This window comes from Polaromonas sp. P4_H1, from assembly GCF_056400945.1.
Window position 1 is genome coordinate 1 of the sequence record NZ_JBFUKG010000022.1, and the last position, 21,083, is coordinate 21,083.

At 61.8% G+C, this 21,083-nt stretch carries 22 protein-coding genes and 1 tRNA gene; 8 read left to right on the plus strand and 15 right to left on the minus strand.

Annotation, left to right across the window (positions count from 1 at the left end):
• The first annotated feature begins 439 nt into the window (after positions 1-439).
• Both AC1DS5_RS22265 and AC1DS5_RS22270 read left to right on the plus strand, forming a co-directional pair.
• Positions 440-898: a tetratricopeptide repeat protein gene (locus AC1DS5_RS22265; RefSeq protein WP_477720437.1), complete on the plus strand. Its 459-nt coding sequence runs from the start codon at positions 440-442 to the stop codon at positions 896-898.
• Between the two features lie 194 nt (positions 899-1,092).
• Positions 1,093-1,392: a hypothetical protein gene (locus tag AC1DS5_RS22270; protein ID WP_477720438.1), complete on the plus strand. Its 300-nt coding sequence runs from the start codon at positions 1,093-1,095 to the stop codon at positions 1,390-1,392.
• 97 nt (positions 1,393-1,489) lie between these two features.
• Here AC1DS5_RS22270 and AC1DS5_RS22275 read toward each other — a convergent pair whose 3' ends face one another.
• The 11 genes from AC1DS5_RS22275 to AC1DS5_RS22325 all read right to left on the minus strand — a co-directional run bounded on the left by AC1DS5_RS22275 (position 1,490) and on the right by AC1DS5_RS22325 (position 10,357).
• Positions 1,490-1,912 carry a DUF2784 domain-containing protein gene (locus AC1DS5_RS22275; protein WP_477720439.1) on the minus strand — a complete coding sequence of 141 codons (423 nt, stop codon included), beginning with the start codon at positions 1,910-1,912 and terminating at the stop codon, positions 1,490-1,492.
• A 117-nt stretch (positions 1,913-2,029) separates the two neighbouring features.
• Positions 2,030-2,491, minus strand: coding sequence for a DUF1810 domain-containing protein (locus AC1DS5_RS22280; RefSeq protein ID WP_477720440.1), 462 nt, complete (start codon positions 2,489-2,491; stop codon positions 2,030-2,032).
• A 152-nt stretch (positions 2,492-2,643) separates the two neighbouring features.
• Entirely contained in the window at positions 2,644-3,096 is a 453-nt protein-coding gene (locus AC1DS5_RS22285) for a metallophosphoesterase family protein (protein WP_477720441.1), read from the minus strand.
• 128 nt (positions 3,097-3,224) lie between these two features.
• On the minus strand, positions 3,225-3,602 hold the full coding sequence (locus tag AC1DS5_RS22290) for a RidA family protein (protein WP_477720442.1): 378 nt from the start codon (positions 3,600-3,602) through the stop codon (positions 3,225-3,227).
• 307 nt (positions 3,603-3,909) lie between these two features.
• Positions 3,910-4,755, minus strand: coding sequence for an NADPH-dependent 7-cyano-7-deazaguanine reductase QueF (queF, locus tag AC1DS5_RS22295; RefSeq protein ID WP_477720443.1), 846 nt, complete (start codon positions 4,753-4,755; stop codon positions 3,910-3,912).
• Positions 4,756-4,897: 142 nt separating this feature from the next.
• Complete coding sequence (locus AC1DS5_RS22300; protein WP_477720444.1) at positions 4,898-5,791, minus strand: alpha/beta fold hydrolase; 894 nt, start codon at positions 5,789-5,791, stop codon at positions 4,898-4,900.
• A 218-nt stretch (positions 5,792-6,009) separates the two neighbouring features.
• The gene (locus tag AC1DS5_RS22305) at positions 6,010-6,843 is read right to left on the minus strand and encodes a 2OG-Fe(II) oxygenase (protein ID WP_477720445.1); all 834 of its coding nucleotides are present in this window, start codon (positions 6,841-6,843) and stop codon (positions 6,010-6,012) included.
• 19 nt (positions 6,844-6,862) lie between these two features.
• Entirely contained in the window at positions 6,863-7,639 is a 777-nt protein-coding gene (yaaA, locus tag AC1DS5_RS22310) for a peroxide stress protein YaaA (RefSeq protein WP_477720446.1), read from the minus strand.
• A 106-nt stretch (positions 7,640-7,745) separates the two neighbouring features.
• The gene (locus AC1DS5_RS22315; RefSeq protein ID WP_477720447.1) at positions 7,746-8,336 is read right to left on the minus strand and encodes a DUF3501 family protein; all 591 of its coding nucleotides are present in this window, start codon (positions 8,334-8,336) and stop codon (positions 7,746-7,748) included.
• Positions 8,337-8,360: 24 nt separating this feature from the next.
• Entirely contained in the window at positions 8,361-9,710 is a 1,350-nt protein-coding gene (locus AC1DS5_RS22320) for a heterodisulfide reductase-related iron-sulfur binding cluster (RefSeq protein ID WP_477720448.1), read from the minus strand.
• A gap of 224 nt (positions 9,711-9,934) precedes the next feature.
• Positions 9,935-10,357, minus strand: a complete 423-nt coding sequence (locus AC1DS5_RS22325; protein WP_011484607.1) for a rubrerythrin family protein — start codon at positions 10,355-10,357, stop codon at positions 9,935-9,937.
• 376 nt (positions 10,358-10,733) lie between these two features.
• Here AC1DS5_RS22325 and AC1DS5_RS22330 point away from each other — a divergent pair, with 376 nt between their 5' ends.
• The 4 genes from AC1DS5_RS22330 (at position 10,734) to AC1DS5_RS22345 (ending at position 16,877) form a co-directional block, all read left to right on the plus strand.
• Positions 10,734-12,491, plus strand: a complete 1,758-nt coding sequence (locus AC1DS5_RS22330) for an FAD-dependent monooxygenase (RefSeq protein ID WP_477720449.1) — start codon at positions 10,734-10,736, stop codon at positions 12,489-12,491.
• Positions 12,488-12,709: a DUF2783 domain-containing protein gene (locus tag AC1DS5_RS22335; protein ID WP_477720450.1), complete on the plus strand. Its 222-nt coding sequence runs from the start codon at positions 12,488-12,490 to the stop codon at positions 12,707-12,709. The genes AC1DS5_RS22330 and AC1DS5_RS22335 overlap by 4 nt, the downstream gene beginning before the upstream one ends.
• A gap of 52 nt (positions 12,710-12,761) precedes the next feature.
• Complete coding sequence (locus tag AC1DS5_RS22340; protein ID WP_477720451.1) at positions 12,762-13,826, plus strand: S1C family serine protease; 1,065 nt, start codon at positions 12,762-12,764, stop codon at positions 13,824-13,826.
• A gap of 150 nt (positions 13,827-13,976) precedes the next feature.
• Positions 13,977-16,877, plus strand: coding sequence for a valine--tRNA ligase (locus tag AC1DS5_RS22345; protein WP_477720452.1), 2,901 nt, complete (start codon positions 13,977-13,979; stop codon positions 16,875-16,877).
• Between the two features lie 62 nt (positions 16,878-16,939).
• On the opposite strand, the gene AC1DS5_RS22350 is transcribed toward AC1DS5_RS22345, so the two are convergent.
• On the minus strand, positions 16,940-17,926 hold the full coding sequence (locus tag AC1DS5_RS22350) for an NAD(P)-dependent oxidoreductase (protein WP_477720453.1): 987 nt from the start codon (positions 17,924-17,926) through the stop codon (positions 16,940-16,942).
• Positions 17,927-18,068: 142 nt separating this feature from the next.
• Here AC1DS5_RS22350 and galU point away from each other — a divergent pair, with 142 nt between their 5' ends.
• Entirely contained in the window at positions 18,069-18,968 is a 900-nt protein-coding gene (galU, locus tag AC1DS5_RS22355) for a UTP--glucose-1-phosphate uridylyltransferase GalU (RefSeq protein ID WP_477720454.1), read from the plus strand.
• A 42-nt stretch (positions 18,969-19,010) separates the two neighbouring features.
• On the opposite strand, the gene AC1DS5_RS22360 is transcribed toward galU, so the two are convergent.
• The 3 genes from AC1DS5_RS22360 to cysM form a co-directional block, all read right to left on the minus strand.
• Positions 19,011-19,238, minus strand: coding sequence for a sulfurtransferase TusA family protein (locus tag AC1DS5_RS22360; RefSeq protein WP_477720455.1), 228 nt, complete (start codon positions 19,236-19,238; stop codon positions 19,011-19,013).
• A gap of 113 nt (positions 19,239-19,351) precedes the next feature.
• A complete protein-coding gene (locus AC1DS5_RS22365) occupies positions 19,352-19,885 on the minus strand; it encodes an NUDIX domain-containing protein (RefSeq protein ID WP_477720456.1) in 534 nt (177 codons plus the stop codon).
• Positions 19,886-19,974: 89 nt separating this feature from the next.
• On the minus strand, positions 19,975-20,877 hold the full coding sequence (gene cysM, locus AC1DS5_RS22370; protein ID WP_477720457.1) for a cysteine synthase CysM: 903 nt from the start codon (positions 20,875-20,877) through the stop codon (positions 19,975-19,977).
• Positions 20,878-20,917: 40 nt separating this feature from the next.
• Here cysM and AC1DS5_RS22375 point away from each other — a divergent pair.
• A tRNA-Leu gene (locus AC1DS5_RS22375) sits at positions 20,918-21,002 on the plus strand.
• Positions 21,003-21,083: the final 81 nt, after the last annotated feature.

A 21,083-nucleotide genomic window follows, 5' to 3' on the forward strand; every position in this document is an offset into this window, starting at 1 on the left:
AACTCCGGACTCGTCAGAACGTTGAAGAATTCCACCGCCTGGGTCGATCTCGCCCGGCGTCCAATGCTGCTGCAACGTTGATGCAAGACGCTTTGGGCATTACGATCCATGGTGGCTGGCCTTTGGGAAGATGGTTTGGGTGCTTCGTAAACAACCATCCTATCGACCCTTTGGTCAGCCATCTCCCTTTGCTTTCAAGCACTTACGCACGTCGCCGAAGGCCAACCTGCCAAAGTAAGTGCCATTCGCTCTAAGCCGACCTTCAAAGAACAAACCCGACCCCAGCCTGAGCGATCGCCACCCGCTCCCACCCGCGACCACCCAATTACAAACTACAAACAAATACGAATTGCCCTGCATCCGCTTTTCAGGTTCCGTCGTTTATCCCAGGTGCTGACCTGCAGCGCATTCAATCCATCAACGATTAAAGGAGCCCGACATGAATACGTTTTCCATCCGCAACTTCATCGCATTGCCCGTCCTGGGCCTGGCTTTGGCCGGTGCCGTGCTGGGCGCCGATATCCAGACCACACCGGTGCAGAACGCACAGATCGACGACTTCGCTGCCGGCAAAAAGGCCCTGGACGCCAAAAACTGGGCTGAAGCCGTGAGCAGCTTCAGCAAGGTCGTCGCCAGGAACCCCACGAATGCCGACGCCTACAGCTACCTCGGTTATTCCAACCGCTGGCTGGGCAAATACGACGAGGCCTTTGCCGCCTACGGCAAGGCGCTGGCGCTGGACCCCAGGCACAAGGGCGCGCTGGAATATTCGGGCATCGCCTACCTGAAGACCAACCAGAAAGCCCAGGCCGAAATCCAGCTCGCCAAGCTGCAGGCCATCTGCGCGACCTGCGAGGAAACCAGCGACCTGGCCAAGGCCGTTGCAGCGGCCAAATAACCCAAAAGCCTTGCCCTTTGCCGCCCTGCCATCCTGGCAACCCGCCGGGATGGTTTCTCGCCTCGTCTCGATCCTGATCCCTTCCCATTGCCCCGGGAGGCTTGCCGTAGCCCGTCCCGGCCTATGAAACGGGTGTCGCAGCATTGACAGAACCTTTCACGAAACTTACAGTAAAGTCTCTGCACGGAGGCTTTATGTCAGACCCTTCCAGATACCATCCGCACCACATCACGTTGGTACACCTGCAGCGTGTCAAGAACTGGCGTGTGGCCCAGCATGGGGCGCACCCTGTGGAATGCCAGGTGTGGGAGGCTGTGCTGACCTTGTGGGTGATGGGATGGACAGGCTGGCTGCCTGCTTACACCTTTGAGGCCCCCTGGGCGTATCCGCTGTGCCTGCTGGGTGTTTTCGCACCGCGGCTTTATGTGCACTGGCGGGCACATGCCCATGCCAGGCAGCTCATCCGGTGCGAATGGCTGGATCTGGTGCGCTGACTTCGCCTGACCGCGCTCAACGGGCAACCGAAGGCAGCCAAGGGCAAACAACACCATCGGTCAGGCTCTTGCCGTTGAGGGGCGCTTGAGCGATGGGTCAAGCGCCGCCTTTGCGCCCAGGTTTTCTGAACTTTGGCGGAAAGTACCACCAAGCCGCCACCACAAGCAAGCCGAACAATGTGTATACCGCACTGAAAACCCATGGTGGTGCCTCGTAGAAAAGCAGGCGCTGAACCCAATACTCAATGAAACTCTCGCGGTAGAACGTGGATCCGGCCTGTATTCGAAGCCAGACTTCCGCTGCTGTCAGTGGGCAGATGATGCCCAGCCACGACTCGGCGACAACAAGCCCTATTGCCGCGATGTGCCCGAGGCGAAACCACAGGCTGTTGACCCAACGCCAGGCCCGCAAGTTGCCGGCGACGATTAGAAGCAGGCCACCGACAACGAACAGGACCACAGCGAAATGCAGGACCAGCACCGCGTCCGCGAGAAGCTGATACGGCAGCGATGCAGGCATTTCGGAGGCGCCTAACATTCGACGTGAAGCGGGACCGACGTGTGGGCTCGCGGAGCGCGACCATACCCCTGGCCGTGGAGCCGGCCCATGCCCCTGGGCCTCGCATCGACGGAGGGGTCAGGCCTCACGCGATTCTCCGCGCTGCGCTGCGAGCAGGACAAGTGTCTGGCGATCAGGCTCGCCCTGGTAATACCTGTTCAACGCCTGACCGAAAAGCGAATCCGGGCCCTCCACCTGGGAAAAGAGCGTCAGGCAGGACCGGAATTTGGCGGCGTCAACGTCGCCCAGGACTTGAGTCGCACTCACACCAGGAAGCGCGTTCAGGGCTGACACGCACTCCTTGAGCCTTGGGCCCAGCAACGGATGCCCGATATATGCGCGCGCCTCCGCGATTGACTTGATCGCATAGAAGGCCGACATCGCACTCGAACCTAAACCCTGCAGCTGAGGCAGGATGTACCAAATCCAGTGCGTTCGCTTCTTTCCTGCGCGGAGTTCACCGAGGGCTCGCTCGTAGTCACTCGCCTGGGCCTGAACGAAGCGGTCGAGGTTGTACGGGTCAGGTGGTTCGTTTGACATGAGGCTGGCGTTGCGACATGGGGTGTTTCGTGAAGCCTGGACAAAAATGGTTTCGTGAACTCGGGTGGCCCGTCCCTCAAAGCCAAACTATCGCTCAGTTTCTTGCACTTGTGGGGGAGTCCATATAGGAATGGTTAGGTGGCATTCTCGCCTCAAAACTCAACGGTGCGTGCAGACACTGCGCGGCCGGTGACGAGCTCTCCGACGGCAATGGGAAGCTTGAAGCGACGTGGCCCAGCACTTCCCGGATTGACGTAGAGGACCCCATCGCGCTCGTTGACCAGTGGCTTGTGCGAGTGACCGGAAACGACAACACGCACTCCAGCGGCACTTGGATCGATATCGATTTGAGCAAGATCGTGCACAACGTAGACAAACACCTCGCCAACCTGCAGAAATTCGGTCTCTCGCAGACGTTCCGCCCATGAGCCCTTGTCGTTGTTGCCTCGCACCGCAGTGACCGGCGCAATGGCTGCGAGTTCTTCGAGGATCCTCGGATCGCAGATGTCGCCGCCGTGAACGATGTAGTCACTACCTTGCAGAAAAGCTCTTGCCTCAGGCCGAAGAAGACCGTGCGTGTCAGAGATGAGGCCTACGCGGAGCATGGCACCGGGCTTTGGTGGCACTTAGACAAGATGGCTTGGCAGCGGGAGGCGGGCGAAGCCCGCTGGAAGCTGTCCGCTCGATGGAAGGCTTAGGCGCGTATTCACGGTACCGGCTCCAACATGCCGCCTCATGGCTTATAGGCAATGACCTCAATCTCAATCTTGGTGTCGACCATGTTTTTCGCCTGCATTGTCGAGCGCGCCGGCCTCTTTCCAGGGAAGAACTCGCTGTAGGCGCGATTGAATTCATCGAAGTCGCGTGCGTCATCGAGCCAAACCATGGTCTTCACCACGTCCTCCAGCGTGCAGCCGGCCAATGCAAGTGCGTAAGCGACATTCGTCATCGTCTGGCGCGTTTGAGCTTCAATGCCCCCGGCGATCATGTTGCCGTTTTCGTCCCTGCCTACTTGGCCGGACACAAACACAAAGCCGCCGGCCTTTGTCGCCAGTGAGCGCGGCAGCGTTCGTGTACCCGCATTACTCTCCTCGAAGTATTCAATGGTCATTTTCGGCACCTTTCGCGAAGAAGGACTCATCGATTCTGTGCGACCGGGCTATTCACGCCCACCTCATAGTCTCGGCAGAACCAACCGTCTGCCCAAGATTGTCCCGCGTTGGCTGAGTCTCCGCAATCACGTTACGTGTCCCGCAAGCACGGTTTTTTGTTTGCCGACATGGCCGGGGCGGCACACGGTAAGGCCGGTGCGCTGGCCGGCCTGGTCTACTGCACCGCAACACGCGCGAAGTCACGCGGACATGCCCTGCACTGCAAGGCTGGCCAACCCATGCGCAAATCAAATACACAAATACAACTTACTGCCGCGCCATCCGGATATTGGCCGGCAGGGCCTGTGGATGGCTGGTGCGAAACGGGTTGATGTCCAGCCCGCCGCGGCGGGTGTAGCGGGCGTACACCGACAGTTTCAGGGGTTTGCAGCGCGTCCACACATCCATGAAGATGCGCTCCACGCACTGCTCGTGAAATTCGTTATGGTTGCGAAAGCTCACCAGGTATTGCAGCAGGCCCTCCTGGTTGATTTGCGGCCCCGAGTAGCTGATTTGCACACTGCCCCAGTCAGGCTGCCCCGTCACCAGGCAGTTGCTCTTGAGCAGGTTGCTGGTCAGCACCTCGCTCACGGGCTGCTCTTCAAAGCTGGCAGTCAGCACCTCGGGCGCGGGCGTGTAGCGCGTGCACTCGACGTCGAGCCGGTCCAGGCTCAGGCCGTCGAGTTCATGCACCGGCTCACGGTCAAAGAGTTCGGGCAGCAGCAGCTTCACGCCCACCGAAGACGGCGAAGGCGCGCCGCGCCACGCGGCTTCGCTGATGTCCGCGCGTATGCGTGCCTGCACCTCGCCGGCATTGGCAAAGCGGGTGTTGTTGAAACTGTTCAGGTAGAGCTTGAAGGACTTGCTCTCGACGATGTTCGGCGTTTCACAGGGCACGGTGATGTGTGCCAGCGCCAGCTGCGGCTTGCCGCGCGCATTGAGCCAGCTCAGCTCGAACGCGGTCCAGATGTCGGCGCCAAAAAAAGGCGGTATTCCGGTGACGCCGATTTCGGCACGTTTTCCCGCACGGGGAATCGGAAAGAGCAAGGAGGCATCGTACTGGTCAACATAGGCCGATGCCTTGCCGAGCTGGGAGTGTTCAGGGGTGTTCATGGGTCGTAAATTCTCTGATCATCTTGATCAATGTAGCTGACCGCGCCGTGAAGGGCCGCGCCGGGCAAGTGAAGACCCTTTTACTAAGGAAAGGGGCAGCGTGCCGCCGAAGACAGGCGAAGCGACAGGCGTGAGGGCCATATCAAGTTGTGGCCTGAAAGTGCGGAATCAATAGCGCCAGCAGGCGGTCCACCACGCCGGGCGGCAAATCATGGCCCATGCCCTCGATGCCGGCCAGTTTCGCGCCCGGAATGCGGCGGGCGAGGTCTTCGCCGCAGGCAAATGGCACCAGCGGATCGGCCTTGCCATGCACCACCAGCGTAGGCACGGCGATGCGAGCCAGCGCTGCGGCACGCGTGCTGTCGGCCACGGCGGCCGCCATCTGGCGGGCAATGCCCCGCGGGTGGTAGCTGCGCTCGGTCGCGGCCGTCACGCGTTCGCGCAGCATCGCGTCATCCATGGGAAAGCCGGGGCTGCCGATGGCCTTGAAGAGTCTGACCGTATGGTCAATGGCGGCCGGCATGCCCTTGCCCGCCGGGCGGCTGAGCAGCGCTCGCGTCACCGCGGGTCGGGCTTCAGGCAGGCCGCGCGCGCTGCTGGAGCTCATGATGCAAGAAAGACTGAGCGCACGCCCAGGGGCCAGCAGCGCAATCCGCTGCGCGATCATGCCGCCCATGCTCACGCCGACCATGTGCGCCTTGTCGATTTGCAGCGCATCGAGCAGGCCCAGCGCATCGCGCGCCATGTCCTCCACGCTGTATGGCGGTGTGATGCGCAAGCCAATCCGGTACTTGAGCCCTTCCCACAGCAGGTTGGGTGTTCCCAGGTGGTCAAAGTGCTGGCTTAACCCGGTATCGCGGTTGTCAAAGCGCACCACGCGAAAGCCGGCGTCCTGCAGGCCCTGCACCAGCTCCGGCGGCCAGGCGATCAGCTGCATGCCTAGGCCCATGATGAGCAGCACCGCAGGCCGGCCCGTGGCGTCGCCCGGGTGGGTGTCTTCGATTTCTATATCGATGTGGTTGGCTCTTATCTTCATGATGGTGATTATGTACACCCCTGTTGAGGCTCACTTCGTGTAGCCTCCTCTCCCCTTGCAGGGGACGGGCGCCTGCGGGCCGGCGTAGCCGGACCCGCGGCCCCCGCAGGTAGGATCCGCCGCCCTCAGCGGGGGCCGCGGAACTGGCTTTGCCAGGCCGCAGGCGCCGCCCCCTTGAGGGGGGAACAGGCTACACGAAGTGAGCCTGGACGGGGGTGTTAAGTGAACTCCCGTTCACGCAGCCACTTGGTGGCAATCCACTTTTCTCCGGCCTTCACGGGCTCGCCGCCGTGCTTGGTGAGGCTGGCGGGATTCGCATTCGGGTAGCTGAAAAAAACCGCGGTGCCGCGGCGGGGTTTCACCTGCAGGGAAATGTCCGGAAATACCGTGGCGCCGCCCTGCTCCGGCTCGTTCAGGTACATGATCAGGGTTGCCACGCGCTGCCCGCCCCGCTGCAGTATGGCAGGCGTGCCGGGCTCGGCCGGATCGAAGTAATCGTAGTGGGGCTTGTACTGGGCGCCCTGCCGATAACGCAGCACCTGCAGGCCCTCGCCCTTGTGCACCGGCCAGTCCAGCAGCCTGGCAATGCGCGCTTCGACGCGCTGCACCACCGGATTCTCGCCACGCGCAAAAAACATGCCCTGGCTGGTGCGGTCACGGTTGCGCTCCTCACCGCCGGTCTTGGTGTTCACTGTCAGTGAGCGCGACAGGCGCGGCCGCGCCGCCTCCATCAGGGCCTCGCATTCGCTGTCGCTGAGCAAATTGCCGAACACCACCAGATCGGGCACCTGCAGGCGCTGGAGCACTTCAACCCAGCGGTCTCCGGCGTCCAGCATCGTGCCGGACCCACCCGCCGGCAAGGGGGGCAAGGCAAACGCCGCTTGCTCCGCCAGCGTCAGTCGCAAGGCACGGCAGGCCGTGGCATGCTGCCAGCCGGCGTCCAGCATCGCCTGGAAGATGGCGGCCCGGGGGTGACCCAGCGCCGTTTGCGCGGCTACCCAGGCCCGCAATTCGCGGCTGACAGGCTGGGCGCTGGCGGGTTGCTGCTTCACACCGGGCCTGTCTAGCGCTTCAGGCCGCCTGCCGGCGCCGGAACACGAGGCGGTCGGCCTCCGATGCGGCGGGGTCAAAGCGGTAACCTTCGGCAGCAAAGCCTTCCAGCTTCTTGACCGTGGCCAGTTTGTGCTCGGTGGCATAGCGCACCATCAGGCCGCGGGCGCGCTTGGCCATGAAGCTGATGATTTTGTACTTGCCTGCCCTGAACTCCTCGAAGACACAGCTCACCACGCGTGGCTTGAGTGCCTTGCGGTCGACCGCCTTGAAATACTCTTCGCTCGCCAGGTTCACGATAACCGGCGAGGTGTGGGCGGCGGCGCGCTGATTGAGGTAATCGGCAATTTGCGAGCCCCAGAACTGGTAGAGATTTTTACCCTGGCCGGTAGCCAGCGCAGTGCCCATCTCCAGCCGGTAAGGCTGCATCCAGTCGAGCGGGCGCAGCACACCGTACAAGCCGCTGAGGATGCAGACATGGTCCTGCGTCCAGCCGAGCTGCTGCTCGCTCAGGGTCTTCGCGTCCAGTCCCCCGTAGACATCGCCATTGAAGGCCAGCACGGCCTGTTTGGAGTTTTTGGCCGTGAATTTGGGGGACCACGCCTGGTAGCGCGCGAAATTCAGGCCGGACAGCGCATCCGACAGCTTCATCAGCGTGCTGATCTGCTGCGGCGTTTTTGTCTGGAGCACGTCAATCAACTCAGCCGACTGGCGTGTGAACAGCGGCTTGGTGTACGTGGAGACGTGCGGGGGGGTGTCGTAGTCCAGTGATTTGGCAGGCGAAATGAGAAACAGCATGGTCCGGCAAAATTAAATTGACAAGCAAGCCTGTGACTGTACGACAGCCAGCGCCCCGAAAGACCGGAAGGCTGCGACAAGCCCTCCCGCACGGGGAGCAGGTTTCTCAGCGCAAGTCGCTAGCCAGCGACGCCAGCGATTCCGCCGGAATCATCGTGTGCGCCGGGTAATTGGTATGGTCGCAGCCCAGCTTGACGCTGGCTCCGGCCTTGACGGCGGCGCACATGGCGGGGTCCAGCTCGAAACGCACAAAATGCACGGCCGAGGTTTTCTCGTCGTTTTCGCGGTCCATGTCTTCGTCGGCAATCGCATAGACGCGGGCGTGGCCTTCCACCTCGACAAACAGGCGGTCTTCCACGCCGATCAAGCGGGCCAGCTCACGCTTGCGCTCGTTGACATCGGGGTACTCCAGCATCATGGTGGCCTTCCAGTTGCTGCCGTCGGGCATCAGGGGCGCATAGGCCTCGATCTCCTGCTCAATGCCTTCTACCTCAAAGATTTTTTCGAGACGCAACATTTCCTGGATCTGGTAGCGGATGCTGGTCTCGCTCTCGAACTGCACGTTGATGTACTCGCCCAGGCGCACGCTGCGCAGCTTGCGGTGGGCCATGATGGCGGCCTTGTGTTCCTTGCGGTACTTGCTGTATGCCTCAAGCGTCATCAGAGACTCGCGCGTGATTTTTCCGGTGGTTTCCATGGGATGCATCCAGGTTTGTGGCGGTTACTTCAGGCCATACGCCGTGCGTATCAGCGTCAGCGGATGTTTTTGCGGCGGCGCGCCCAGGTTGTTGACGTCAAAGCCCTGGGCAATGTGGTGGCCACCCAGCGGGCAGTCACTGCTGATGACATCGGGCAGGCCGCCATCCTTGTGGTTGGCCATGGCCTTGAACAGCGGCTTGCCGATTTTCATCGCCTGCTGGTGGTAGGGCACCTTGACGCCGAAGGTGCCGGCATGGCCCGAGCAGCGCTCGTGCGTCTGCACGCTGGTGCCGGGCACCATCTTGAGCATTTCCTCGGTTTTCTTGCCGATGTTCTGCACCCGGCCGTGGCAGGGAATCTGGTAGCTGATCTTGCCCAGCGGCGTGGGAAACTCGGTCTTCAGCAGGCCGTCACGCTTGCGCGCCATCAGGTACTCGAAGGGATCCCACATGTGCTCCTTGACCAGTTGCACCTCGGCGTCATCCGGGTACATCAGCGGGATCTCCTGCTTGAACATCAGCGTGCAGCTGGGCACGGCGCTCAAAATGGCGAAGCCGTCGCGGGCGTATTTGGCCAGCACCGGAATATTGGCCTCCTTGCTGGTGTTCACCGAATCCAGGTCGCCCAGCTCCAGCTTGGGCATGCCGCAGCACTTTTCCTTTTCCACCAGCACATAGGGCACTTCGTTGTGGTCCAGCACCTTGAGCAGGTCGTGGCCAATGCCCGGTTCGTTGTAGTTGATGTAGCAGGTCGAATAGATCACGACCTTGCCCGGCGTCTTGGCGCCGTCCTTCACCGGATGCGGCGGTGACTCCAGTGCACCCGAACGGAATTTTTGCGTGGCCAGCTCGGGCAGCCAGGCGTTTTTGTCGACGCCCAGCACCTTTTCCATCACGGCGCGCGCGGGCTTGGTCTTGTTGACCGCGTTGGCCACCTGCACCACGATGGGAATGCCGGCAAATTTGCCATGCACATCGGTGGAGGCCAGAAACCGCTCACCCGCGCCGACCTCGCCCTTCTTGAACTTGATGGCCTTGGCGCGCAGCATGGTGTGCGGGAAGTCGACGTTGAACTCGTGCGGCGGCACATACGGGCACTTGGTCATGTAGCACAGGTCGCACATGTAGCACTGGTTCACCACCTTCCAGTAGTCCTTTTTCTCCACCCCGTCGACTTCACCGGATTTGCTCTCGTCCACCAAGTCAAACAGGGTAGGGAATGTGCCGCACAGGCTCACGCAACGGCGGCAACCATGGCAGATGTCGAAGATGCGCTCCAGTTCATGAAAGGTCGCTTCCTCGTTGTAGAACTGCGGATTTTTCCAGTCAATTGCATGACGGGTAGGTGCTTTCAGATTGCCTTCTGTAGCCATGGCGCTGTCTCTCGTTTTGAGGATGAAGGTTTAAGAAATGACTCTGCGGCACTGGGGCTTTCGCGGCAGAACTCTTTCTTAAACTCGCTACCCCGGGGATAGCGAGCAGCAGGTACGGACTGTACGGACGACCCCGGACGTCGCCCGGGTGAGCTACCCGAGACGACGCCGCCCTGCAGCCGTTCCAGCACCGGCAGGGCCGGCGCGCCTGGTCAGTCCGCTGGTCAGTCCACCAGTTCGGCCAGGGCCTTGGTGTAGCGGTTCGCATGCGAACGCTCGGCCTTGGCCAGGGTTTCAAACCAGTCCGCTACTTCGTCGTGACCTTCATCGCGCGCGGTTTTGGCCATGCCCGGGTACATGTCGGTGTACTCGTGGGTTTCGCCTGCTATGGCAGATTTGAGGTTGTCGCGGGTGGCGCCGAAGGGCATGCCGGTGGCGGGGTCGCCGCACTGCTCCAGCCATTCCAGGTGGCCGTGGGCGTGGCCGGTTTCACCTTCTGCAGTCGAGCGAAACAGTGCTGACACATCGTTCTGGCCTTCAACGTCGGCCTTGTTTGCGAAATACAGATAGCGGCGGTTGGCCTGTGATTCGCCGGCAAACGCGGCTTTCAGGTTCTCTTCCGTCCTGGAGCCTTTAAGAGCAGCCATGGAAATCTCCTTCGTGGGTTGATGAATACCTTGCTTGAAGCCTCGGGCAAAGCCAGCCGAAGACGATTCAACCTTAGCGCTGTTGGCGTGACGCGTCCAGTTGCCGCAATCAATGATTGAAATAGCCAATAGCTATCAATAATCACATATTGATAACCATAGACAATTTTTGCAAATGTTAGCAGGATCTGGGCGACGGCCCCAAAAACGCGGCTGCAAGCCAATGGCATTGACGTGATCGACGTGACGGATCACCATATCTTCAAGAGCATTTATTCGCAATGACCGGCCCGAAGTTGCCGCGAGAGCTGGCCAGGGATTGCAGTAGAAAATCGTGCAAGTACATGCAGAAATGCAGGCAGGAGGGACACCACCCATGCAAGAAGAACATCCGGACTACGCCGAAACCGCCTTCACCAACGGTTATGAATTCACGCAGGGCACCGGCTACCATCTGCCCGAATACCCGTTTATCGCGCCACCCGAACTCACCTCGGGCGAGATCAAACGCCACCCGATTGTCATCGTGGGCGGCGGCATCACCGGCCTGACGCTGGCCTGCCTGCTGGCGCATTACGGTGTGCCGGCGGTGCTGCTCGACGAAGACAACACGGTGGGCGTCAAAGGGGCTTCGTCACGCGGCATTTGTTACGCGCAAAAGACACTCGAAATCTTCAAGCGCCTGGGCATTTACGGGCGCATTGCCGCCAAGGGCGTGCAGTGGAGCGTGGGACGCACCTTTGCCGGCGAGGACGAGGTCTACAGCTTCGACCTGCGCCAGCAGCAAACCCACTCCCTGAGCAAGGAACCGCCCTTCATCAACATCCAGCAGTTTTATGTGGAAGGTTTTCTGGTCGAGCGGATCTACCAGCTGGCCCAGGCCCAACCGGGCGTGGAGCTCCGATGGCGCCAACGGGTTACCGGGTTTGAGCAGAATGCCGAATTTGCGACGCTTTCCATAGACACCCCGGCCGGGGCCTATTCGCTGCAGGCCGACCATGTAATTGACTGCACCGGCTCCCACAGCCCGTTTCGCAACTGGTGCCAGGCCACGGCCGCCGCCAAAAAGGGCGACGACCGCTGGTGCATTGCCGACGTGCGTTTCAGCAACCCGCCGCCCGCAGAGCGCCACACCTGGATTGAGGCGCCGTTCAACGAGGGCCGAGCCGTCTGGCAGCACCTGATGGCCGACGGCGTCTGGCGCATCGACTACCAGATGCCGCCCGATGCCGACCTGCAATCGATGAGCCGTGAAGATGTCGTGCGCGCCCGGCTGAACGCCCAGTTCAAGCGCGAGCTGAGTCCGGAGGAATGTGAAATCGTCTGGGTGGGCCCTTACGCCTACCGCAGCGAATGCCTGGACATGCTGCGCCACGGCCGGGTATTTTTTGCCGGCGATGCCGCCCATGTGGTCAGCCCCTTTGGCGCGCGCGGCGGCAACTCGGGGGTGCAGGATGCCGACAACCTGGCCTGGAAGCTGGCCGCGGTGGTGGAGGACCGCGCCGCGCCCCAGTTGCTGGACAGCTACAGCGACGAGCGGCGTGAGGCCGCACAGTTCAACATGCGGGTCACCAACCGCACCACACGCTTTTTGCGTCCCACCGATGGCGCGGAACGCCTGTTTCGCAACGCCGTCCTGAGCCTGGCCAGGCAGCATGTATTTGCCCGGCAACTGGTCAACACCGGCCGCATGTCGACCCCCAACACCTACACCCAATCCAGCGTGTGCGGCAAGACCGGTGGACTGGCCACGCAAAACTGCGCCCTCACCTGGCCCGACGGGACCCGGGGCGAGCTGATTGACCTGCTCAACTGGGCCGGCAGCCGCCTGCTGCTGCTGGTGTTTGGCGACCTGCCCGTCGCCGCCGCCCGGCGGCTCCAGGAGCTGGCCGTGCAAACCGACGTACGCTGCGTGCAGGTGATTCCCCCCGACAGCCGGGCCAGCGCTGTGGAACATGTGATTGACCAGGAGGGTCATCTGCAGGCCAGCTGCCACGTCTTTGGCCATGCCTGGGCACTGCTGCGGCCCGACAGCTACGTGGCCGCGACCGGCGAAAGCATTGACACCTCGCTGGTGCATGCCATTGCCATGGCGCTTGGCACCCATTGGAGCCTGCACGGAGAAACCGCATGAAAACCAACGTCAACTTCCAGGATGCCGATGCGTTTTACGAATCCCTGCTCGACGCCCACCAGGGCCTGAGCCGGGAGCAGTCCGAGCTGCTCAATGCCCGCCTGATCCTGCTCATGGCCAACCAGATTGGCAACACGGCGCTGCTGCAAGCCTGCATCGCGGCTGCGGGCGAGGCAGCGACCCGGCCCGCCATGGCCCCGCACTTGCACGGGATTTGAATCGGGCGCATTCTCTGGATACGCCTGTCACGGCGTTTCCCGGGAGTCCATCATGGGTGCTTCACTTGTCCGGACGCTTCTTGCCTTGTCCCTTGCTTTAGCGCTGGCCCCGGGAGCGCTCACTGCGTCACTCGCTGCGAGCCCACCGCCGCCGCCCACGGTTCAGGCTGTGATCGATGCCCTGAGCAAGGCCAACGCAGCGGTTGTCGGCATCCAGGTAACCGCCATTCCGGATGCCCGGTCAATACAGACACTGGGACGGGAGCGCACCGGCTCGGGCGTGGTGATCGGAACCGATGGCCTGGTCCTGACGATCGGCTACCTGATGCTCGAAGCGCAGCGAATCGAGGTCGTCACGCAGGACAACAAGAGCTTGCCGGCCACCGCTGTGGCTTACGACATCGCCACAGGTTTTGGCCTGGTCAGGCCGCTGCTGCCCTTGCGCGGCGTGGCACCCGTGACGCTGGGAAATTCCCAGGACGTCACGCCCGGTGAATCACTGATGGCCGCCACCGGGGCAACCGTCGACGGCGAAGAAGGTGACGTGAGCATGACGCAGCTGGTCAGCAAGCGCGCTTTTTCGGGCAACTGGGAGTACCACATCGACACCGCGCTGTTCACCAGCCCGCCGGTCACCGCAGGCCAGGGTAACCACAGCGGCGCGCCGCTGTTCAACCAGAAGGGCGAGCTGGTCGGCATAGGCTCCCTGCTGGTGATGGACGCCAGCGGCGAAAACCGCCGCCTGCCCGGCAACATGTTCGTCCCCATCGATCTGCTCAAGCCCATCCTCGCTGAAATGCAGCAGTCGGGCAGCAGCCGCCAAAGCCACCGGCCGTGGCTGGGCCTGACGTCGAATGACCACGAGGGGCGCGTGCAAATCATGCGCGTCAGCGCGGACAGTCCGGCGGAGAATGCCGGCCTGCAGCCAGGCGTGGTGGTACTGGCCGTGGACGGCACCGAAGTCACGACGCTGGAGGGTTTTTACAAGAAACTGTGGGCACGGGCGGCGCCCGACGAGCCGGTCACGCTCACAGTGCGCCAGGGCGATGAAGTCAAGACCATTGTCATCAACCCCGAAGACCGGATGCTGACGCTGAAGAAACCCCCGGGTATCTGAGGGCGCAAAGTGAGGGCTCAACGTGAGGGCGCAAAGACCGGTGATGGCGCAGATAGGGACCACACGGGCACCGACTGGCCAGTCGAATAAAATCGGGGCAGTTACCTCCAACACCAAGCGGCATCCCGGATGCCGCTTTTCCATTGCCCCATGACCAACGCCGCCATCCCCACCCCCGCCAGCCCCGCTCCCGACACCGCCAAGGCGCCTGTTCCCACGCCCGGGCTGGACAGCCTGGCCAAGTCCTTTGAACCGGCGGCCATTGAAAGCCGCTGGGGCCCGTTGTGGGAGCAGAGCGGGCAGTACGAGCCCACGCTGGATGCGGCCAAACCGTCGTTTTCCATCCAGCTGCCACCGCCCAATGTCACCGGCACGCTGCACATGGGCCATGCGTTCAACCAGACCATCATGGACTCGCTGACGCGCTACCACCGTATGCGCGGCCACAACACGCTGTGGGTGCCCGGCACCGACCACGCCGGCATTGCCACGCAAATCGTCGTGGAACGGCAGCTGCAGGGTGAAGGCAAAAGCCGCCACGACCTGGGACGCAAGAACTTTGTCGCCAAGGTCTGGGAGTGGAAAGAGGAATCCGGCTCGACCATCACACGCCAGATGCGCCGCATGGGCGACTCGGTGTCGTGGAAGCACGAGTACTTCACCATGGACCCCAAGATGTCCACGGTGGTCACCGAGACCTTTGTGCGGCTGTATGAGCAGGGCCTGATCTACCGCGGCAAGCGCCTGGTCAACTGGGACCCGATCCTCAAGTCCGCCGTGTCCGACCTGGAAGTGGAGAGCGAAGAGGAAGACGGCTTCCTCTGGCACATCCGCTATCCGCTGGCCGATGGTTCCGGCTCCCTGACGGTCGCCACCACCCGCCCCGAAACCATGCTGGGCGACGTGGCGGTGATGGTCCATCCCGAAGATGAACGCTACAGACACCTGATCGGTCAGCTTGTGAAGCTGCCGCTGTGCGACCGCGAGATCCCGGTGATTGCGGACGACTATGTCGACAAGGAATTCGGTACCGGCGTGGTCAAGGTCACGCCCGCGCACGACACCAACGACTATGCCGTGGGCCAGCGCCACCAGTTGCCCATCATCGGCGTGCTGACGCTGGACGCCGCGATCAACGACAACGCACCTGAAAAATACCGCGGCCTGGACCGCTTCGATGCCCGCAAGTCGGTGGTGGCCGACCTCGAGGAGCAGGGCCTGCTGGTGGAAGTGAAGAAGCACAAGCTCATGGTGCCGCGCTGCGCCCGCACCGGCCAGGTGATCGAGCCCATGCTGACCGACCAGTGGTTTGTCGCCATGACCAAGGTCAGCGACCAGGACCCGACCGGCAAATCCATCGCGCAAAAAGCCATCGACGCCGTCGAGAGCGGTGCCGTGAAGTTTGTCCCCGAACAATGGGTCAATACCTATAACCAGTGGATGGGCAACATCCAGGACTGGTGCATTTCGCGCCAGCTCTGGTGGGGCCACCAGATCCCGGCCTGGTATGACGAAGAGGGCAAGGTCTACGTGGCGCGCGACGAGGCCGAAGCGCAGCAGCAGGCACCCGGCAAGAAGCTCACGCGCGACGAAGACGTGCTCGATACCTGGTATTCCTCGGCGCTGGTGCCCTTCTCATCCATGGGCTGGCCCGAGAAGACCAAAGAACTGGACCTGTTCCTGCCATCCAGCGTGCTGGTCACCGGCTACGACATCATCTTTTTCTGGGTCGCCCGGATGATCATGATGACCACGCATTTCACCGGCCAGGTGCCCTTCCACCATGTGTACATCCACGGTCTGGTGAAGGATTCCCACGGCAAGAAGATGAGCAAGTCCGAAGGCAATGTGCTGGACCCGGTCGACCTGATTGACGGCATTGAACTAGCGCCGCTGCTGGACAAGCGCTCACAGGGCCTGCGCAAGCCGGAGACCGCCCCCCAGGTGCGCAAGAACACCGAAAAAGAATTTCCCGCCGGCATTCCAGGCTATGGCGCCGATGCGCTGCGCTTTACCTTCGCCTCGCTGGCCAGCCTGGGCCGCAGCATCAACTTTGACAGCAAGCGTTGCGAGGGCTATCGAAACTTCTGCAACAAGCTCTGGAACGCCACGCGCTTTGTGCTGATGAACTGCGAAGGCCAGGACTGCGGCCTGGCACAACACACCAAGGCGCAATGCGCACCCGGTGGCGAGTTTGAAAATTACCTGAGCTTCTCGCAGGCCGACCGCTGGATTTCATCGACCATGCAGCGTGTCGAAGCCGACGTGGCCAAAGGCTTTGCCGACTACCGCCTCGACAACGTGGCCGGCAGCATTTACCAGTTTGTCTGGGACGAGTTCTGCGACTGGTACCTGGAAATTGCCAAGGTGCAGATCCAGACCGGCACGGATGCGCAAAAGCGCGCCACGCGCCGCACGCTGATCCGCACACTGGAAGGCGTGCTGCGCCTGGCGCATCCGCTGATTCCCTTCATCACCGAAGAGCTGTGGCAAAAAGTGGCACCGGTGGCGGGCCTCAAAAAAGGCCCCTTGATCGGCCAGGCCGCCTACCCGCAAAGCCAGCCGGAAAAAATCGACCCGCAAGCCGAAGCGCATGTGGCCAAGCTCAAGACGCTGGTCGATGCCTGCCGCAACCTGCGCGGCGAAATGAATGTCTCGCCCGCCACGCGCCTGCCGCTGTTTGTGCTGGGCGACACCGCCTTCATGAACAGCGTGGCGCCCGTGCTCAAGTCATTGGCCAAGCTCAGCGAAGTCAAGGTGTTTGAGGACGAGGCCGCCTGGGCCGCCGCCGCCCAGGCGGCGCCCGTCGCGGTCGTCGGCGAAGCACACATCTGCCTGCACATGGAAGTGGATGTGGCTGCCGAAAAAGCGCGGCTGGGCAAGGAAGCGACCCGCCTGGAAGGCGAGTTGGTCAAGGTCAACGCCAAGCTCGCCAACGAGGCCTTTGTCACCAAAGTGCCCCCTGCCGTGCTGGAGCAGGAGCGCAAACGCCTGACCGATTTCACGGCGACGCTGGAAAAAATCAGGGACCAGCTGGCGCGCCTGGCATAAGCGCATAGGCAGCGCATAGGCAGGCCGGAGCCGCTGTGCCGGCGCCGGGGCAGGCCAACCGCCTACACCGAGAGGTCCGGTTCGGGCCACTGCGACAGTGAGGCTGCGGCGGGCAGCGAATCCAGCCCGCTTTGTGGCGCCCCGATGGCTTCATGCATGCGGTGCGCCACATACCAGCTCGCACGCAAGCGCGCCTCCCGCGTGTACGACCCGAGGCGCGGGGTGGCAAACAGGTTCTTCAGGCCCTTGAGCGGCGAGGTGTCGCCCACAAAACCGGGTTCGACACCATCGAGAATGCAGGCCTCGATGCGGCCATCGCCCAGCGCTGCAGCCAGCGCCGCTTCCTCAAACAAATCGCTGCGGCTGATGCCCACCCACAGCTGGTCACGCCTGCAGGCGGCCAGCAATTTGGCATTGACGAAGCCCCTGTACCGCGTGGCATAGACCATCTGCACCGACACCGCATCGGCCTGGCTCACCAGTTCGTGCAACGAGACCGGCTGAATGCCCAGACGCTCCCAGACGGGCGCGGTGTGGTGCACCGCCGGGTCATAGCCGATCAGGCGAACCCCGAGGCCGCTCAGCATGCCGGCCAGCGTATGCGCGGCGGGCGCCAGGCCCAAAATGCCGACGGTGCTGCCGTGAAGCTCACGCCCTATCTGGGCGCTGGGGTGCTTGTGGCCCATCAGGGCCGATACCAAACCGCGCCGGCAAAGCAGCAGCAGGCTGCTCAGCAAATACTCGGCGTTGGAGCGTACATTGGCGCTGCTGGCGTGTACGACCTTGATGTCCCGCTCCTTGCAGGCGTCGATGTCGATGTTGTCCGTGCCAATGTGGAGGCGGCCAACAGCCTTGAGCTTGGGCAGAAAATCCAGAAACCCCCGGGTGACGATGGTTTGCCTGGGAAAGACAATGCCCCTGGTTTTATAAGCCACCTTGCGCAGGGCGATGAGATCGTCAGCCAGTTCGGGACGGTATTCCACGCTGTGCCTGGTCTGAAGCCAGGTCACAGCCTCCGGCACCAATGCATCAAGAAGTAAGATGTCCACCCAGTTGTCCTTTTTGTCCTTTTCCTGCCAATCCGGCTCGTCCTGTTCATTGCGCGGTTCGCGCACGCCGACTCGGGATGTCGTCCGACGTAGCGTGCTTTACCTGAACCGCAACACTTGAGTTTTTCACTTATCAAAGTCGATGCCAAAATTCACCTTGAACAAAGCCGTTTTCCCCGTTGCCGGGCTCGGTACCCGCTTTCTGCCCGCCACCAAAGCCCAGCCCAAGGAAATGCTGCCCGTCGTGGACAAGCCGCTCATCCAGTACGCGGTAGAAGAAGCCTATGCGGCGGGCATTCGTCACATGATTTTTGTGACAGGACGCAATAAACGGGCCATCGAAGATCACTTCGACACCGCCTACGAACTCGAAAACGAGCTGGAGGTCGCGCAAAAGCAGGATTTGCTGGCCTTGGTGCGTTCGGTTCAGCCCGACGACATGAATTTTTCCTATGTCCGGCAGCCCCGTTCGCTCGGCCTCGGCCATGCGGTGCTGTGCGCCGAACACCTGGTGGGCAACGAGGCTTTTGCGGTGCTGCTGGCGGATGACCTGATGGTTGGGCCGGCGGGCGGCCTGCCAGTGCTGGCCCAAATGGCCGTGCAGTACCAGGAGCTTCAGCAGTCAGTGCTGGCGGTGCAGGAAGTGCCCCTGGCGCATACGCGCCGCTACGGCATCGTGGCGGCGCAAGCTGCCAGCCCGGGAGCCAATCCGAGGCTCATGAAGGTGGAAAAAATCGTGGAAAAACCGGCGCCGGAGGTGGCTCCATCCCGCATGGGCGTTGCCGGTCGCTACATTCTCACACCCGCCATTTTTGAGCATATACGCCGCCAGGCGAGCGGTGTAGGGGGCGAAATCCAGCTGACCGATGGCATCTCAAGCCTGCTGGCCGAGGAAACCGTTTATGCCCTGCAATACCAGGGCAAGCGTTACGACTGCGGCAGCAAGGAAGGGTTCCTGGAGGCCACCGTTGAGCTGGCGCTGCAACACCCGGAAGTCGGGCAACACTTTCGCCAATACCTCAGCGGGCTCAAGCTCGACTGAAGGCCGAACCGCGGGGGGAACCCGGGCAGACGGTGGTGAACTTCAGCGCCGCTTCAGCACATGAATGAAGTCGCTGCCGACGACCTGCTGCTCCACCAGTTCATTGCCGGTCTGCTTGGCAAAGGCCTGGAAGTCGCGGGTTGAGCCGGAGTCGGTGGACACCACGCGCAGCAACTGTCCGCTGAGCATTTCGGTCAGCGCTTTTTTGGCTTTCAGGATGGGCAGCGGGCAATTCAGGCCGCGGGTGTCGAGTTCTTTGTCGATATGCATGCTTATCCTTGGGTTGCTGTTATTTTAAGCACTAACAGGGCACCGCACAGCCGCCGCCGGTGCCACCACCAACCACCGCTATTTCGCTGTTACGCTGTTATTCGCTGTTACTGTTATTCCGACCTTTTGTCCCAGGCCAGAAACTCGGGCTCGTAGCCACGCGTGCGCAGCCAGTCGGCCAGCGCATAGCCGGTACCCGCAGGCCAGCACTTGAGTTTGTCAAAATCGTACAGCCGGTAGTCCACCAACTCCGGCGACAGCCTGACCTCGCCGTTGCAGACGGCGTGGTAGGCGATGATGACCTGGTTCATGCGCTGAAAATCGTACACCCCGATCAGGTCCAGCGCGGTGGTGTCCAGGTTGGTTTCTTCCTTGATCTCGCGCCTGATGCCGTCCTGCGGGGTTTCACCTGCCTCCATGAAGCCGGTGATCAGTGCGTACATCTTGCCGGACCAGGCCGCATTGCGCGCCAGCAAAATCTGCCCCTGGTATTCGACCACCGCCGCCAGCACGGGCGTGGGATTGTTCCAGTGGGTGTAACTGCAGGCCGGGCAGCGCAGGCGCGCCTTCTCCCCACTGTCCTCCATTTGCACCACCATGGCCAGCGGCGTCGCACATTGGGGGCAAAAGCGGAATTCATGGGTCATGGCTGATGCCCCGCGCGCAACAATTTGCTATATTTTCCGTAGCAAACTATCCCAACAAAATATGGGCCTAAAACAGTATTCACGGTCAATCAGGCGGGGAAGACGCCGGTAGACAGGTAGCGGTCGCCGCGGTCGCACACGACGAACACGATCACCGCGTTGTGGACGGTTTTGGCGATCTCCTGCGCCACCCAGCAGGCGCCAGCCGACGAGATACCGGCAAAAATACCCTCTTCGCGCGCGAGCCGGCGGCACATGTCTTCCGCATCGCTCTGGCTGACCAGCACCAGCTCGTCCACATGGCTGGGGTCATAAATTTTGGGCAGGTATTCTTGCGACCATTTGCGGATGCCGGGAATCCGCGAGCCTTCGCTGGGTTGCGCACCGATGACGCGTATGGCCGGATTTTTCTCCTTCAGGTAGCGCGAAACCCCTGTAATCGTGCCGGTTGTGCCCATCGCACTGACAAAATGTGTCACTTTGCCTGACGTATCTGTCCATATTTCGGGGCCGGTGGTCTCGTAATGGATGCGCGGATTGTCCTGGTTGGCAAACTGGTCCAGCACCCGGCCTTTGCCCTCGTTTTGCATCTGCTCGGCCAGGTCCCGGGCGTGTTCCATGCCACCGCTTTTGGGGGTGAGCACCAGCTCGGCGCCAAAGGCCTTCATCGTCTGGGCGCGCTCAATGCTCAGGTCCTCCGGCATGATCAGCACCATGCGATAGCCCTTGATGGCCGCCGCCATGGCCAGCGCGATGCCGGTGTTGCCCGAGGTGGCCTCGATGAGGATGTCGCCGGGCTTGATGTCGCCGCGCTCCTCGGCGCGCTTGATCATCGACAGCGCCGGCCTGTCCTTGACGGAGCCGGCCGGATTGTTGCCTTCGAGTTTGCCGAGGATGACGTTGTTGCGTTCGGTGTTTTCAGCGGCTGCGATGCGCTGCAACGCGACCAGCGGCGTTTTGCCGATCGCGTCTTCAATGGTTGGATAGTTCATACGCCACACTGTGCCATAATTTCAGTCTTCGCTTCTTTCCGCCCGGGTGGTGAAATTGGTAGACGCAGGGGACTCAAAATCCCCCGCCGAAAGGCGTGCCGGTTCGATTCCGGCCCCGGGCACCAGTGGTTTCGCGCTATACATTCGATAGCTGCATACCCTGGGATTGTTGCGCCGTTTCCGCATAACGGCAAATCAACACCCAA